The sequence below is a fragment of the Nonomuraea soli genome (assembly GCF_013761175.1).
Classification (GTDB): Bacteria; Actinomycetota; Actinomycetes; order Streptosporangiales; family Streptosporangiaceae; genus Nonomuraea; species Nonomuraea soli.
The window spans coordinates 692,559-708,653 of record NZ_JACDUR010000001.1 but is presented as its reverse complement, the minus strand read 5'-3'; the positions used below and the strand labels follow the sequence as shown (position 1 = coordinate 708,653).

Annotated in this window: 12 protein-coding genes; 6 read left to right on the top strand and 6 right to left on the bottom strand. The window is 70.8% G+C overall.

Annotated elements, in window-relative coordinates; all coding sequences use genetic code 11:
• Positions 1-81 precede the first annotated feature (81 nt).
• On the top strand, positions 82-1,293 hold the full coding sequence (locus tag HNR30_RS03400; RefSeq protein ID WP_181608145.1) for an esterase-like activity of phytase family protein: 1,212 nt from the start codon (positions 82-84) through the stop codon (positions 1,291-1,293).
• A gap of 10 nt (positions 1,294-1,303) precedes the next feature.
• The gene (gene map / locus HNR30_RS03395; RefSeq protein WP_181608144.1) at positions 1,304-2,152 is read left to right on the top strand and encodes a type I methionyl aminopeptidase; all 849 of its coding nucleotides are present in this window, start codon (positions 1,304-1,306) and stop codon (positions 2,150-2,152) included.
• Here map and HNR30_RS03390 read toward each other — a convergent pair.
• The 4 genes from HNR30_RS03390 to HNR30_RS03375 all read right to left on the bottom strand — a co-directional run bounded on the left by HNR30_RS03390 (position 2,139) and on the right by HNR30_RS03375 (position 6,508).
• Entirely contained in the window at positions 2,139-2,513 is a 375-nt protein-coding gene (locus tag HNR30_RS03390) for a sensor histidine kinase (protein ID WP_181608143.1), read from the bottom strand. The genes map and HNR30_RS03390 overlap by 14 nt on opposite strands.
• A gap of 100 nt (positions 2,514-2,613) precedes the next feature.
• Complete coding sequence (locus HNR30_RS03385) at positions 2,614-4,578, bottom strand: bifunctional copper resistance protein CopD/cytochrome c oxidase assembly protein (protein ID WP_181608142.1); 1,965 nt, start codon at positions 4,576-4,578, stop codon at positions 2,614-2,616.
• Positions 4,575-5,177, bottom strand: a complete 603-nt coding sequence (locus HNR30_RS03380) for a copper resistance CopC family protein (RefSeq protein WP_181608141.1) — start codon at positions 5,175-5,177, stop codon at positions 4,575-4,577. The genes HNR30_RS03385 and HNR30_RS03380 overlap by 4 nt, the downstream gene beginning before the upstream one ends.
• Before the next feature lie 44 nt (positions 5,178-5,221).
• The gene (locus HNR30_RS03375; RefSeq protein ID WP_312894206.1) at positions 5,222-6,508 is read right to left on the bottom strand and encodes a helix-turn-helix domain-containing protein; all 1,287 of its coding nucleotides are present in this window, start codon (positions 6,506-6,508) and stop codon (positions 5,222-5,224) included.
• 370 nt (positions 6,509-6,878) lie between these two features.
• Between HNR30_RS03375 and HNR30_RS03370 the strand changes: the two genes are divergently transcribed.
• Positions 6,879-9,707: an AfsR/SARP family transcriptional regulator gene (locus HNR30_RS03370; RefSeq protein WP_181608140.1), complete on the top strand. Its 2,829-nt coding sequence runs from the start codon at positions 6,879-6,881 to the stop codon at positions 9,705-9,707.
• Here the strand turns inward: HNR30_RS03370 and HNR30_RS03365 are convergent.
• Complete coding sequence (locus HNR30_RS03365; RefSeq protein ID WP_181608139.1) at positions 9,700-11,280, bottom strand: PucR family transcriptional regulator; 1,581 nt, start codon at positions 11,278-11,280, stop codon at positions 9,700-9,702. The two genes, HNR30_RS03370 and HNR30_RS03365, sit on opposite strands and share 8 nt — an antisense overlap.
• 94 nt (positions 11,281-11,374) lie before the next feature.
• Between HNR30_RS03365 and HNR30_RS03360 the strand changes: the two genes are divergently transcribed.
• The 3 genes from HNR30_RS03360 (at position 11,375) to HNR30_RS03350 (ending at position 15,221) form a co-directional block, all read left to right on the top strand.
• Complete coding sequence (locus tag HNR30_RS03360) at positions 11,375-13,525, top strand: xanthine dehydrogenase family protein molybdopterin-binding subunit (protein ID WP_181608138.1); 2,151 nt, start codon at positions 11,375-11,377, stop codon at positions 13,523-13,525.
• Between the two features lie 35 nt (positions 13,526-13,560).
• The gene (locus HNR30_RS03355) at positions 13,561-13,794 is read left to right on the top strand and encodes an EF-hand domain-containing protein (RefSeq protein ID WP_181608137.1); all 234 of its coding nucleotides are present in this window, start codon (positions 13,561-13,563) and stop codon (positions 13,792-13,794) included.
• A gap of 62 nt (positions 13,795-13,856) precedes the next feature.
• Positions 13,857-15,221: an NCS2 family permease gene (locus tag HNR30_RS03350; RefSeq protein ID WP_181608136.1), complete on the top strand. Its 1,365-nt coding sequence runs from the start codon at positions 13,857-13,859 to the stop codon at positions 15,219-15,221.
• On the opposite strand, the gene HNR30_RS46655 is transcribed toward HNR30_RS03350, so the two are convergent.
• On the bottom strand, positions 15,218-16,057 hold the full coding sequence (locus HNR30_RS46655; protein WP_246377495.1) for an excalibur calcium-binding domain-containing protein: 840 nt from the start codon (positions 16,055-16,057) through the stop codon (positions 15,218-15,220). The two genes, HNR30_RS03350 and HNR30_RS46655, sit on opposite strands and share 4 nt — an antisense overlap.
• Positions 16,058-16,095 lie beyond the last annotated feature (38 nt).

The window sequence follows — 16,095 nt, the reverse complement described above, 5'->3', positions numbered from 1 at the left end:
TCGTTCACGCTGCCGCCATCTCCGCGACCAGAAGCGTCACTACGTTTCGAGCCGTATGTCCCTTTTGGTGCAGGAGAGAACGTGAAACGCTTTCTGGCCGCCGGGGTCGCGGTGATCGCCGCGACCCTCGCCGTCCCCGACGCCCACGCGGCCCCCGCCGCGAAGATCATCGCTGACGTGGAGCTGCCCGCCCCCGCGCTGGGCGACTTCCAGCCGGTCGCCGACGACCGCGGCGTCAAGCTGGGCGGTGTGGGCAGCGGCCTGTTCCCCGCCAACCACAGCGGCGCCTTCTGGATGGTCACCGACCGCGGCCCCAACGGCGAGCTGGGCGACAAGCGCACCTTCCCGGTCGCCGACTTCGCCCCCGCGATCGTCAGGGTCGAGATCAAGAAGGGCAAGGCGGTCATCGCCAGGTCCATCACGATCAAGCAGAGCGACGGCACCCCGGTGAGCGGCCTGCCCAACAAGGAAGGCCACGAGAAGCCGTACGGCTGGGACGGCCAGGACGTCCTGCCGTACGACCCCAACGGCGTCGACACCGAGGACATCGTCCGCGACAGGAGCGGGAACTTCTGGGTGGTCGAGGAGTACGGGCCCTCCCTGCTGAAGATCGCCGGCGACGGCCGGGTGCTGGCCCGCTACGTGCCCAAGGGCATGGGGCTCAGGGGCGCCGGCTACCCCGTGGTCGAGACGCTGCCCGAGATCCTGCTCAAGCGGCAGGACAACCGCGGCTTCGAGGGCCTGGCGATCGACGGCGACCGGCTCTACCTGGCCGTGCAGAGCCCGCTGGCCAACCCCGACACCAAGACCGGCAAGTCGTCGAGGACCGGCCGCCTGCTCGTCGTGGACCTCCGCACCGGCAAGCCCGCCGCCGAGCACGTCTACCGGTTCGAGGACGCCGCGAGCTTCGAGGCCGAGCAGAAGGACCTGAAGATCTCCGGCCTGGTCGCGCTCGGCAAGGACCGCCTGCTGGTCGAGGAGCGCACCGACGCCGTCGCCCGCCTCTACGTGGTCGACCTGCGCAAGGCCACCGACGTGCTCGGCAAGGACCTGCCGCTGGAGACGGGCACGCAGGGCGTCACTCCCGTCACCAAGCGGCTCGCCGTCGACCTGGAGGCCATCCCCGGCGTCCCCGACAAGATCGAGGGCGTGGCCCTGCTCGACGCGCGCACGCTGGTCATCGCCAACGACAACGACTTCGGGGTCGGCGAATTCGGTCAGGACGGAAGGCTGAAGGATTCCGGCACAAGGAGCCGCATCCTGACGATCCGGCTTGCCGAGTCGCTCCACTAAACTCGGTCCCATGACGACAGTGCTCCAGCCAGGGCGGATCTCGCCCATGCGGAAGGTCCCCGCCCACATCGAGCGGCCGGAGTATGTCGGCAAGAAGCGGCCCAAGACCGGCGAATCCGACGTCAAGACGCCCGAGATCATCGAGCGCATGCGGATCGCCGGTCGCATCGCCGCCCAGGCGCTGCAGGAAGTCGGCAAGCACGTCGCGCCCGGCGTGACCACCGACGAGCTCGACCGCGTCGGCCACGAGTTCCTGCTCGACCACGACGCCTACCCCAGCACGCTGGGCTACCGGGGCTACCCCAAGTCGCTGTGCACCTCGATCAACGAGGTGATCTGCCACGGCATCCCCGACGACACCGTGCTCAACGACGGCGACATCGTCAACGTCGACATCACCGCCTTCATCGGCGGCGTGCACGGCGACACCGACGCCACCTTCCTGGTGGGCGAGGTCGACGAGGAGTCACGGCTGCTCGTCGAGCGCACCGAGGAGGCGATGAACCGCGCCATCAGGGCGGTCGCGCCCGGCCGCCAGCTCAACGTCGTCGGCCGCGTGATCGAGGCCTACGCCAAGCGCTTCGGCTACGGCGTGGTGCGCGACTTCACCGGCCACGGCATCGGCACCACCTTCCACTCCGGCCTCATGGTGCCCCACTACGACGACCCGTCGCTGCAGGTCACGCTGCTGCCGGGGATGACCTTCACGATCGAGCCCATGCTGACGCTCGGCACGATCGACTACGACATGTGGGCCGACGGCTGGACCGCCGTCACCAAGGACCGCAAGCGCACCGCCCAGTTCGAGCACACCATCCTGGTGACCGACTCGGGCAGCGAGATCCTCACCGCGCCCTAGCCACGACCCCGGTCAGGGTGGTGCCCTGGCCGGGCAGGTGGTTGGCCGAGACCCGCCCGCCGAGCTCGGCGAAGACGGCGCGCAGCCCGGCGAGCTCCCAGCCGGTGCCCTCGCCGTCGTCGGCCACGGTCATGCGCAGGCCGCTGGGCGACACCGTGATCGCCACGGAGACCACGCGGGGCCGGCTGAAACGTTCCACATTGGCCAGCGCCTCGCGCAACGCCCGCCTGATCCCGTCGGCCAGCCTCGGGGGGACGTCATGGTCGGGCAGAGCCCACGTCTCGACCGTGATGCCCGTGCGCGCGGACCACTCGTCGAGATCTTCCCCCAAGGTTTCGGCCAGGCTCCGCCCCCCGCGCATGCGCGTCTCATCCACCAATCGCTCGCCTTCCGTAGGTGGCGATGCCCCTCCCCCACTTGCCAGGCTACCCGCGCACCGGAAAAAGGGGAGGCCTTCGTGGCTACTCTCCCTTGTCGGCCTTGTTGAGCCTGGCGAGGTAGGCGTTGTAGGCGGCGAGTTCGACGTCGCCCTTCTCCGCGCGGCGGTCGGAGCGCCGGGCCTTGCGCTCCTCGTCGTGGTACCACTGGTAGGCCAGGGCGATCAGCACGATCAGCGTCGGGATCTCGCCGAAGCCCCAGGCGATCGCCCCGCCGTTGTTCTGGTCCTCCAGCAGCGTGCCGCCCCAGGTACGGCCCAGCTGTTCGTACCAGTCCTGCGCGATCACCGAGCCGAACATCATCAGCGCGATGCCGAAGAACGCGTGGAAGGGCATGGTGACGAAGAGCGTCAGGAGCCGCCCGACGTACGGCAGGCGGTGCGGAGCCGGATCGACCCCGATGATCACCCAGAAGAACAGGCACCCGCTGGCCAGGAAGTGCACGGTCATCACGATGTGACCCAGGTGCTCCTCCATGGCCGACTGGAACAGCGGCGTGAAGTACAGCGCGTACGTCGAGGCGACGAAGATCGCCGTCGCGATCGCCGGATGCGAGATTACCTTGACGAAGCCGCTGTTGAGGATCACCGTCAGCCACTCGCGCGGCCCCCGGTCGCCCCGCTTGGCGGCGGGCTTCAGCGCCCGCAGCGCCAGCGTCATCGGGGCGCCCAGCACCAGGAAGATCGGTACCACCATGGTCAGCGTCATGTGCTCGACCATGTGGGCGCTGAACATCACCATGGCGTAGCGGGCCAGGCCGCTCTGCGTGGCCACGACCAGGATGGCCACACCGACGAACCAGGAGATCGTGCGGCCCCACGGCCACGCGTCGCCCCGCCTGACCAGCCGGACGACACCCGCGGCGTACAGCCCGCCGAGCAGCGCCGCGATCGAGGCCGTGAACAGGTCGAACCGCCACAGGCTCGCCAGGTTGGCCGCCGAGATCTCCGGCGGCATCAGGAAGCCCAGCAGCTCGAAGGCACGATCGGCGGGCAGGTCGACCACCGGCGGAGGGGTGCGCGACAACACCACCGCCAGGCCCATCGTCGCCGCCATCAGCACGACCTCGCCGACCGCCAGCCTGACGAACGCCTGCTGCGAACCCTTGCCGAGCTGGGCGAGCGTCGAACGACGGTGCCACCACCCGGCATAACCCAGCAGGACGAAAGCGGCGATCTTGGCGACGATCAGCATGCCGTACGAGGAGGTCCAGAGGTCGTCGACCGCCGCGAGCCTGGCCAGCACGCTGAACAGGCCCGACAGCCCGACCAGGATGTAGGCCCAGAGCGCCATGCGGGAGAAGCGGTCGGCCGCGATCTCCAGCTGCGGCCCCTTGCGCAGCGCGTGGAACGACAGCACCGCGAGGCCGCCCACCCACAACGCGATGCCCACGACGTGGGCGGCCAGGCCGGAAATGGCCATGTCGTGGTTGGGCGAGCTGGCCGCGTGGCCCGTCAGCGACGGCGGCAACATCGTCGCGATCGCCAGCACCAGCAGCCCGCCGGCCGCGCCCACCGTGATCGCGCCGCGCGAGAACAGGGCGATGGCCAGCGCGAACAGCACCACGAGCGTCAACCCGATGCCCTGCGGTGTCTGGCTGGCGTAACTGGTCAGATAATCCTGCACCACGACCGGCAGCGGGTCGGGGAAGGTGTCGGCCGCCCCGAACAGCAGCGTCGCCGCCGCGCCCGCCGCCCACACCACGGCCGACCACGAAGCCGCCTTCACATACCCCTGCGCGGTGGCGCCGAGCATGCCCTTGTCACTGGGGAAGAACGCGGCCGCCGCCATCAGCAGACCCACCGTCAGCGCGCCGGCCACATCCATGACCAGCCTCGAGACCGGCAGCGCCCACCGCACGAAGGCGTCGGCCGTCGGCAGCCCCGGGATGATCCTCGGGAACGCCGCCCCGCCCAGGACCATCGCCAGCGCCAGACCGGCCAGCGCGGCCGCGCCCGCGACCAGCCCGAGCCGCGCCGCCCGGCTCATGGCTTGGCTTTCCGCGCGCTGATCAGGAACCCGATGCCGATGCCCACGAGCGCGCCGACCACGACGATCAGCCACACCGGGAACCCGCCGCCCTCCTGACCCTGCTCGGCACTCGCCTGCTCGGCACTCGCCTGCTCGGTCGCCGTCGCCTGCGCCTGCGTCGGCGTGCCGACCGGCGTCGCCGCGGCGCTCGCGCTCGCCTCCGGAGTGGCGCTCTCGCTCGGCTCGGCCTTGGGCGCGCCCTTGACCGTGAACGGCACCTCACCCTCGATCGGGTGACCGTCGGAGGAGACGACGCGGTAGGCGATGGTGTACGCGCCGTCGGGCAACGTCTCCGTCAGCGCCTGCGTGACCCACCTGCCGTCGAGCTCCGGCTTGCCGTCCTGGAACGCCTTGCCGCCCGCGTCGCGCACGATCACGTACGGCATGCGGACCCTGGCGTTGAACTCGAGCTTGACCTGCTCCACCTTCTCGACGGTGGAGTCCTTCTTGGGGTCGCTGCCCTTGAGGGTGTCGTGCGCCAGCGCGGGGGTGGCGACGCCGAGGGCCAGCAGGGCAGCGAGAAGCGCGGTGAGTGCCGCGAGCGGGGATCTCTTCATGGCACCCCCAAGGCTACCCACGGCACCACCCGGTCTGGACGTCGCTACAGGCCTGCCGCCGCCAGCGCCTTCTGGTAGGCGTCCACGGCACCGTCGGAGTCGCCGAGCAGTTCAGAGGTCTCGGCAGCGGCGAACCAGTATTCGACGGCGATGTCGGCCTTCTCCATGGTGAAGAGCACGTCGCGGGCGAGGCTGAGCTCGCGGGCCGCCTCCTCCGCGTGGTTCTGCAGGCCGTACGCGCGGCTCTTCAGCAGGTGCGCCTCGGTAGCGAGGATCTGCGCCGAGTCGGGCAGCAGGGTCAGACCCTCCTCGGCGAAGCTGATCGCCGTGTCGAGGCGTCCGGACATGATCTCGGCGCGCGATCGCTCCAGCCGGGCGTTGGCCTGTTCGAAGGCGGTGGCCGGCGACTCGGAGAAGATCTGCATGGCCCGCTCGAGGAACTCGATCGCGCGGGACGTCTGCTCCGGCCGCAACCGGAGGTAGAGGTTGGCGACGGTCACGTGCATGGCGCCAGAGAAGCGGGAGGGCCCGTTCTCCACCTGCACGGCCAGCGCCTTCTCCGCGAAGTTCAGCGCCTCGCCGCCGTGTCCCGTGCGCCGGGCGGTGTAGGCGGCGTTCCAGTTCGCCGCGACCAGCGCGCGCGGCGAGCCCAGCGCCTCGGCGGCGTCGAGCAGTTCGGCGACGAACTGACGGGCGCGCAGCAGGTCGCCCCGCTCCCAGTAAGCCGCCAGCAGAGTGGCGCCGAGCTCGACATACGCGTCGGACCACGCCGAGCGGGACGCCAGAGTGGACTCGGCCACCTCGACAGACTCGGTCAGACGTCCGCTGACCCTGTAAAGGCGGCACAGCGACTTGGCGAGTTCGATCTGCTGCTCGTCGGAAAGCTGCTCGCCCTGAAGCCTGCGGAAGATGACGATGGCCTCTTTCTGCTCTCCACATGCCTCGTGTGCGCGGGCGAGCCCGAATTCCGCGGATTGACGCAGGGCAGTCAGACCTGTCAGATTACTGTCCGCCAAAAGCTCCACGAATCGGACACGAGCTTCGAAGGCTTCGCCATTCTCCAGCGCGAGATCGGCATAGCCCAGTGCCAGTTCGAGGTCGCGCATCTGCTCCGCGGTCACGCCGTTGAGCAGATACGACAACGAGCAATCGAGCTTCTGGGCCAGAAGTTCGAGGACGGAGGGAGTCGGAGTGCGCTTACCACTTTCGATCAATGAGATATAGCTGTCGGACAGTTCGGGATGAGCAAGTTGCGCCTGAGACAGACCGCGCTGGCGCCGAACCGTCTTAATTCGCAGTCCGACCAAGTCAGATGTGGCCACCGCTTCCACTCCCTGAGAAGATAGTCCCAGCAACTCACCTGGCGAGGGAGAACCCCCCATGCGCAAGCGCATTGCCCTGTCCGCGCTCATTGCCGCCGTCGCGGCTCTGGTAACACTTGGTGGCAATAGTACGACCGCACACGCCACCGTGTCCCCCCTGAGTGCATACGCGGACTCGCCCTGCTGTTGACCACCGCTTGGCGCACCCCGTGAAGGTGCGCCAAGCGCACCTGGCGGGTCCCGGCTCTGACCAAGCCGAGACCGGCCAGGGTAGGCGAGAGCTCTACATTTCAACTACATGACCGCAGACACTTACCTGTGGTCGGTGATGCCGTTAGGCTGCGGTTCCGATCTCCCCCAGCCACCGCGGAGCACCTCGTTGTCTGGCATCGTCTTCGTTCGACTCCTGGGTCAGGTCACCGCGCTCAGGAAGTCGGCCGCCGTCGCCCTGGGCTCGCCCCGCCAGCGTGCGGTTCTGGCGATCCTGGCGACGAACGCAGGCCAGGTCGTCCCCACCGATCGCCTGATCGATGATCTGTGGGGGGAGCGGGTTCCGAGGAGCGCCCTCCAGAACCTCCACACCTATGTGGCCGGTCTGAGGCGCGCGCTGGAACCCGACCGGGGGCCGCGGGCGCCCGCCGCCCTGCTCGTCGCGGCCCCACAGGGCTACCGGCTCGACCTCGATCCGCGCGACGTCGACTCCCTCCTGTACGACGCCTATCTCCATGAGGCCAGGCAGCTCCCGGCCGAGGCCGCCCTCGCGCTGGTGGAACGCGCCGGACGCCTGTGGCGCGGCACTCCGCTCTGCGGGTTACCCGGTCCCTTCGCGGAAGCCGAGCGCACGCGCCTCGAGGAGCTTCACCTGCGGGTGGCCGAGACGCGGGGACAGCTCCTGCTCGATCTCCAGCGACCCGACGACGCCATCGACGATCTCAGCGGGCGTATCCGCCTGCACCCCCTGCGCGAGCGGCTGCGCGAGCTGCTCATGGTGGCGTTGCACCAGGCGGGACGGACCGCCGACGCCCTCCGCGTCTACGAAGACGGCCGCCGGATCCTGGCCGACGAGCTGGGAGTGGCTCCGGGCGAGCGCCTCGTACGCTGCCACGACATCATCCGGCGGGCGGCGCCCCCCGCCGTCCTGCGCGAGCACCGGGCGGCGCCGAACCAGCTTCCCCGCGATCTGCAGAGCTTCGTGGGCCGCCATGCCGAGACGATCCGGCTGAGGTCCGTCCTGGCTCCGTGGGACGGCTCCCCTCCACCCGCCGTCGTGGCGATCTCCGGCCCACCCGGAGCAGGGAAGTCCGCCCTGGCCGTCCACGCCGCGCACCTGGCGGGCGACGGGTTCCCCGACGGGCGGCTGTTCGTGAGTCTCCAGGGAGCGACTCCCGGGGTCGAACCGCTGCGCCCCTTGGACGTGATCGGCCGGCTCCTGAGAGCTCTGGGCGAGGATCGGGAGGAGATCCCGCGCGAACCCGGCGAGGCCGTCCAGCGCCTGCGCGAGGTCATGGCCGGGCAGCGGATCCTGGTGGTCCTCGACGGGGCGGCGGGGCCGGCGCAGATCCGCCCGTTGTTGCCGTTGCCGGCCGGATGCAGCGTGCTCGTCACCAGTCGCGAGTCCCTGTCGCACATCGACGACTGCGTCCAGGTCCGGCTCGGGCGCATGCCGGAGACGGAGGCCTTCACCCTGCTGGCGAAGCTGGTGGGAGCCGAGCGCTGCGCCGCCGATCCGGAGCATGCGGAACGCATCGTACGGTTGTGCGGCGGGCTGCCTCTCGCCCTCCGCATCGCGGGCGCCAGGCTGGCCGATCAGCCCGGATGGCACATGTCCGTGCTGGCGGACCGGTTGGCCGACGAGCGCAGGCGCCTGCAGGAGCTGCAGGCCGGAGACCTCGCGGTGCGCACGAGCTTCGCGACGAGCTGGTCGGCGCTCGCCTCCAGCGACGAGGCACTCGATCGGAGCGCGGCACGAGCCCTGTCGCTGCTCGGCCAGCTCCAGGTGCCCGACGTGACCACGGACACGGCCGCCGCCATGCTGGGCGGCACCTGGGCCGAGGCCGACCTGGCGCTCGAACGCCTGGCCTCGGCGCACCTGCTCGAGCGGGGCAGCAGCGGCCGCTATCACATGCACGATCTGATCCGGCTGTTCGCGGCCGAGCTCGCCCCCGCCAAACGCCGGTCGGTCCTGCTCCGGGCGCTGGGGCACTTCGCCGCCACCGTCCGCTCCGCCGCCGTGCTGGCGGACCCGCACCGGGTCCAGGCCGTGGCGCCCGAGGTCCGCAGCGCGCCGCTCCCCCTGGCCGACGCCACCTCCGCCCACGAATGGCTGTCGCGCGAGGACACCAACCTGGTGGCAGCGGCCTCCCAGGCGCTGGCCGAGCCCGACGACGAGATCGCACGGCTCGGCGTGGCCGTGGTGTTCGGCCTGCACTGGCACCTGCACATCAGCAGCCAGGCCTGGGACATGCTGCGGCTGAACGAGCGGGTCCTGGACTTCAGCCGACGGCTGGAGGACGTCAGGATGGCGCTGGAGGCGCACAACCACGTCGCATCGGCGCTCAACGCGCTCGACCGCACCGACGAGTCACTCGTCCACCATCGGCACCAGCTGGAGCTCGCCCGCCTGCTGGGCGATCGTTTCTGCGAGCAGCGGGCGCATGCGAACATGGCCGCGACCCTGGACACCGCCCAGCGTTACAGCGAGGCGCTGGAACACTCGACCGAGCAGCTGCGCATCGCCACCGAGATCGGATCGGAGGTCGGCAGGCGCTACGCCCTCCTGAGCGTCGGGCTGGCACACCTGGGCCTCGGCCGGCCGGAGCAGGCCCGGACCTCCATGGAGAGGGCCCTGGAGTCGGCTCACCAGGCCGGAGATCGCTGGCACGTGAGCATCATGACGGCCAAGCTCGGACGCATCCACCTCGGCCTCGGCAACTACGACGTGGCATTGCGCCTGCTCAAGGAGGGCCAGGAGCTGGCGCAGGTCACGCAGTCGAAGATCACGTCCTTCGAGTGCGCTCTCGGCCTGGCCCAGACCCATCGGCTCGCCGGCGACCTGCCCGCCGCCCGCCGCCACCTGAACGAGGCCGCCGCGATTTTGGGCCGAAGGTCGCGCAGAGGCGTCTGGGAAAAGGAGTTCCACGAGGAGGAAACCCTCCTGACCCAGGCAGAAGGACCGGACGGCGGGCCGCGGCTGGCGAAGATCATCTAGCGCGCAGTGCCAGGTAGAGGTCGACCCGGTCCGCCATCGACGACAGATCCCTGCCCGTCAGCTCCTCCACCCGCCTGATCCGGTACCTGACCGTGTTGACGTGCACGTGCATGCGTTCGCCGCACACCTGCCAGGAGCCGGCGCTGTCGAGGAAGACCTCGAGGGTGCGGACGAGCTCCGACTGGTGGGCGGCGTCGTAGTCGATCAGCGGGCCCAGCAGGTGGCCGGTGAACGAGCGTCGCACGTCGCCCGGCAGGGTGGCCAGGAGGAGGGCGTGGGTGTAGATCTCGTCGCTGGTGACCACGCCGCCCGAGCGTGACTCGGCCAGGCCGCGGGCGTGGCCCGCCTCCTCCAGGCCTCCGCGGAGGGCGGGGGCGCCGATGAGGCGGCCGCTGAGGCCGACGGACAGGGAGGGGCCGGGCAGGGACGGGTCGGACAGGACGGCCAGGGCGGAGCGGAGGCGGGCGGCGACGGCCTCCCAGGCTGCACGGTCGGGGGCGGGGACGACGGCGACGGAGTGCGCGGCGGAGGCGGGGCCGGAGTGCGCGGTGGAGGCGGGGCCGGAGGCGGCGACCACGTGGCGGTCGAGGAGCTCTTCGAGGACCTCGGGCGGGCAGGTCGCCGAGACGACGCAGAAGGCGTCGCCCCGGGACAGGCCGCAGGTCTCCAGGCGGGCGCCGGAGGGGGCGTCGAGGAGCTCGGCCAGCAGGCGGCGCTCGACCAGGCGTCCCTCGTCGAGGCGGCGGCGCACGAGGGCGACGCAGGAGGCGAGCTCGTAGCCGAGGTCGGCCCGGTCGGTGAAGTCGCCGTCGACGACCAGCACCCAGCCGGCGGCGCGCGGCATGCGGCCCACGGCGAAGAGGGTGCGGCCGGAGACGAGGTACGGCAGGCGAGGAGCGGCGAGGAAGGCCCGCGCCAGCCGAACGGAGTCGGCGAGGGCGGCATCGGACAAGGCAGGGGCGGGAGCCGGGCCGATGACAGGGGCCGGAGCGGCAGGGCCGGTGACGGTGGCGGTGGCGGCGGTGGCGGCGGTGGTGACGGTGGTGGCGGATTCCGCAGCGGTGCCAGAGGGTGCCGGGCCGGTGGTGCTGATGGTGGTGCCCGTGGCCGAGAGCACCGCGCCCGTGACTCCCATCGCCGCGAACAGCTCCGGCAGGTCCGCGCCCTCCGCCACGGCGGCGACGAGGCGCCGGTGGCGGCCGAGCGCCTCCCTGGCGTCGCCCGCCAGCCGCCGCGCCGTGAGGTCGAGCACCGCCCGGAACGACACGTCCGCCGGGATCTCGATCAGCGGCAGCCCCGCCGAGGCACAGGCGGCCACCAGGTCGTCGGGCACGTGCCCGAGCCACCCCTGTCCCGCCCCCAGCGCCGCGACCCCGGCGTCCAGCAGCCGCCGGACGAAGAGCGCCGAGTCGCCGGGCGCGTGCCACCACATGAGCCCGGTCAGCACCAGTTCGCCACCCGACAGGTAGCGCCCGGGGTCGGGCAGGTCGGTGACGTAGACCGAGGTGAACTCCCGCTCCGCGTCTCCGGCCAGGAGTTCGACGCGCAGCGGGGACAGGTCGCTGAGCCGCATTTGGAGGAATATACAAGCAGCATGTTGCCGAGATATGTCGTTATTTAACGGTAGTGACATAGGAGTGACCATCCCGTAGTGCTGTACTCGGTAGATGACGCACACCGCCGTTTCGCAGGGCGTCGGCGCCAGCACCACCAGGCCGGACGCCACCTTGAAGGTCACCGGGGAGTTCGCCTACGCCTCCGACCTGTGGCTCGACGGCATGGTCTGGGGCGTCACGCTGCGCAGCCCGCACCCGTCGGCCAGGATCAGGTCGATCGACGTCGGCCCCGCCCTGAAGATCCCCGGCGTGCTGGCCGTCCTGACGCACGAGGACGTGCCGGGCGAGAAGTTCTACGGCCTGGAGCACAAGGACCAGCCGGTCCTGGCCATCGACGAGGTCAACTTCCAGGGCGAGCCGGTGGCGCTGGTCGCCGCGGAGCACCCGGAGACGGCCAGACGCGCGGCGGCAGCGATCGTCGTCGACTACGAGGTACGGCAGGCCGTCACCGATCCCGCCAAGGCGACCAGGGTCCTGCGCAGGCAGCCGGTCACCAAGGGCGAGACCTTCGTCGCCGACGTGGTCGTCACGGGCGAGTACGAGGTGGGCATGCAGGACCAGGCGCCGCTCGGCCCCGAGTCCGGCCTGGCGGTGCCCGCCGAGGACGGCGGCGTCGACCTCTACATCGCCACCCAGTGGCTGCACGTCGACCGCGACCAGCTGGCGCCGTGCCTGGGGCTGGCGCCGGAGAAGGTACGGCTGACGCTGGCAGGGGTGGGCGGCGCGTTCGGGGCGCGCGAGGACCTGTCGATGCAGGTGCACGCCTGCATGCTGGCGCTCAGGCTGAACCGGCCCGTCAAGATCTCCTACAGCCGCGAGGAGTCGTTCTTCGGCCACGTGCACCGTCATCCCGCGCGCATGCGTTACGAGCACGGGGCGACGCGCGAGGGCAGGCTCGTCTACGTCAAGGCCGAGATCCTGCTCGACGGCGGCGCCTACTGCTCCTCCTCGCCAGCCGTGGTGGGCAACGCGGCCTCGCTGGGCGTCGGGCCGTACGAATGCGACAACGTCGACGTCACCGCGATCGGCGTGTACACCAACAACCCGCCGTGCGGCGCGATGCGCGGGTTCGGCGCGGTGCAGGCGTGCTTCGCCTACGAGTCGCAGATGGACAGGCTGGCCAGGGCGTGCGGCCTGACGCCGCTGGAGATCCGCCGCAGGAACGCCGTCAAGCAGGGCTCGCGCCTTGCCACGGGCCAGCTGCTCGACTCCCCGGCGCCGCTGGCCGAGCTCCTGGAGAGGCTGGAGGCGCTGCCGCTGCCCGGCCCCGCCGACGACGACCTGCGCTCGATGCCGGGCGGCGTCTCGCAGACGACCCACGGCGAGTCCGTACGGCGGGGCGTCGGCTACGGCGTGGGCATCAAGAACATCTGCTTCTCCGAGGGCTTCGACGACTACTCGACGGCCCGGGTGCGCCTGGAGCTGCTCAACGGCGAGCCCCACGTCACCGTGCACACCGCCGCCGCCGAGGTGGGCCAGGGCCTGGTGACCGTCCAGGCGCAGATCGCCCGCACCGAGCTGGGTGTGGAGCGGGTGACGGTGGCCACCGCGGACACCTCGGTGGGCTCGGCCGGTTCCTCCAGCGCCTCGCGTCAGTCGTACGTGACGGGCGGGGCGGTGCGTGCGGCCTGCCTGGCCGTACGGGAGAGGTGCAAGGGCCTGGCGCCGGCGCAGGCCGTGGAGAGGTTCGGCCCGATCGAGGAGACGCGGGAGTACCGCCATCGTCCGACGGTGCCGCTGGACCCGGTGACCGGCCAGGGCGACTCGCACACGCAGCTGGCGTTGTGCGTGCACCGCGCGGTGGTCGACGTGGACACCGAGCTGGGCCTGGTCAAGGTCGTCGCGCTGGACGCCGTGCAGGACGTGGGCAGGGCGCTCAACCCGATCGCGCTGGAGGGCCAGATCCACGGCGGCTCGGCCCAGGGGCTGGGGCTGGCGCTGATGGAGGAGATCCAGGTCCGCGACGGCAGGGTGCTCAATCCGTCGTTCACCGACTACCTCATCCCGACCGTCCTCGACATGCCGCCCATGCAGGTCGAGGTCATGGAGTTCCCGGATCCGGACGCCCCGTACGGCCTGCGCGGTGCGGGCGAGCCGCCCACCCTGTCCTCGACTCCGGCGGTGATGGCGGCCGTGCGCGATGCCACAGGTCTGGACCTGCACCGCGTCCCCCTGCGCCCGCAGGACATCGCACTTCGGTAGATTGACCCCCGCCTGACTAACGGGAGGATTGTGCGATGTCTGATGTGCAGGCCGCGGCCAAGGCGGAGTTCGAGCGGTTCGACACCGACGGCAACGGCCGGATCTCCGCCGAGGAGATCCGCAAGGTGAACGAGGCGATGGGCACCGACGGGCTGTCCGACGCGGAGATCGAGGGCGCCATCGCCGCCGCCGACAGCGACGGTGACGGCCTCATCGGCCTGGACGAGTTCGTCGCCCTGATCGGGGGCGGCAAGCACGAGCGCGCGTAGGCGCTCACCGCAACGGGTAGGACGACGATCATCCCCCTCGCACGCCAGGAGGGGGATGATCGGTGGACAGGTTCTTCGAGCTGTCCGCACGTGGCACGACCGTCGCACGCGAGGTGCGCGGAGGCCTGACCACGTTCATGGCGATGGCGTACATCATCCTGCTCAACCCGATCATCCTGGGCGGGGCGACCGACGTCACCGGCGCCAAGCTGGACCTGGCCCAGCTCACCACCTCCACCGCCCTGGCGGCGGCGCTGTGCACGCTGCTGATGGCCCTGGTCGGCAACGCGCCGTTCGGGGTGGCCGCCGGGCTGGGGCTGAACGCCGTGGTGGCCTACCAGGCGGCGCCGTTCATGACGTGGGCCCAGGCGATGGGCCTGGTGGTCCTGGAGGGCCTCGTCATCATCGTGCTGGCGGTCTCCGGGCTGCGCCAGCTGATCATGAACGCCATCCCGCTCGCGCTCAAGCACGCGATCGGGGTGGGGATCGGCCTGTTCATCGCGCTGATCGGCCTGGTCGACTCGGGCTTCGTGGCCAAGGGCACGGGCACCCCCCTGCAACTGGGCGCGACCGGGCACCTGACGGGCTGGCCGGTGGCGATCTTCTGTTTCGGCCTGCTCCTCATGATCACCCTGTACGTGCGCAGGGTCCCCGGCGCGATCCTCATCAGCATCGTCGTCACCGCCGTGGTCGCGATCGTCGTCAACGCCGTCGCCACGATCGATCCCGCCACGTGGGGCCTGGTCGTGCCGCGAGTGCCCGACGCGCTCATCGCCTGGCCGGATTTCGGGCTGGTCGGCCAGTTCGACCTGTTCGGCGGCTTCGCCAGGGCGGGCGCGATCACCGCCACGGTCGTGCTGTTCACCCTGGTGCTGTCGGGCTTCTTCGACGCGATGGGCACGATCATCGGCGTCAGCGACGAGGCGGGCCTGATCGACGAGCGGGGCCGGGTGCCGCGCCTGGGCAGGATCCTGACCGTGGACGGCGTCGCGGGCATGGTGGGCGGCGCCGCGAGCGCCTCGGCCAACACCGTCTTCGTGGAGTCGGCGGCGGGTGTCGGCGAGGGCGCGCGCACCGGTCTGGCCAGCGTGGTCACGGGTGCGATGTTCTGCCTCACGCTGCTGTTCACGCCGCTGGCCACGGTCGTGCCCGCCGCGGCGGCGGCGCCCGCCCTGGTGCTCGTGGGCGCGCTGATGATGACGCAGAGCCGGGCGATCCCCTGGGACGACCTGGAGATGGCCGTGCCAGCGTTCCTGACGATCGCGCTGATGCCGTTCACCTACAGCATCACCAACGGCGTGGCGGCGGGCGTGATCTCCTACACGGTCATCAAGCTCGCGTCCGGCAAGCCTCGCGAGATCCCGGTGCTGCTCTGGGTGACGTCGCTGATCTTCGTCGTGTACTTCTTCGTGGGACAGTTCGGCTAGAAGTCGGCCGGGTTGCAGGCCACGCCGTTGTTGTCCTTGTCCTGGTACCAGGAGTACTCCGGGTGCACGCCCTTGGTGTACGGCCCGCCGTACCCGTTGTCGATGGCCTCCTGGCAGCTGGAGAACCTGCGGTCGAGCGCACCGGAGGGCACCGCCGCGGGCGTCGTGGCTCCCACCGGCGGGCTCGTGCTCTGCACCGGCGGCAGGGTCGGAGAGGCGCCGGACGACACCGGCGACGAAGGCGTCGGCGTGGCGCCCGCCCCGCCGAGAAGCGAGTCGCGCAGCGCGTCGGCCTCGGCCTTGGTGAAGCCGGTGATCATGAGGCTGTCGCCCTTGAGCGCCTGGGTGACCAGGGGCGCGGCCAGCACCATCTGCGGGTTGTCGACCAGCACGACCGCCAGTTGCTGCTGCGCGCGGGCCAGTTCCTCGGTCAGGTTGGTCATGCGCTCCAGGAAGGCGGGGGCGAAGGCGATGCGCACGCCGTAGGTGCCTCCGGCGAGCGAGACCGTCTCGATCTTCTGCACGGCGGTGACGGTGACGCCCTCGGCCAGGAAGTAGCAGACGTTCTTGGCGTCCGTCGCCGCCTGCTCGCCGGGGCACGCGGGCTTGGTCTCGGTGACCGGGGCGAAGTGGATGCCCTGCGCCAGCTGGACGGGTTTCTTGCCGCCCAGCAGGGGGCTGTCGGGGTTGCGCGTCATCAGCACGGCCACGGTGCCGAGGACGCCCGCGGTGACGATCACGAGGACGAGCGCGGAGAGCAGCACGATGGTGGTGAACTTGCTCGCCTTGGTCGCGTCTTCGGCCTCTTCGACCTGGACGGGCGGGGGGTTCTCCATCGTCGACACGCGCCCGAGCCTATCGAGGAGAGGCGAAT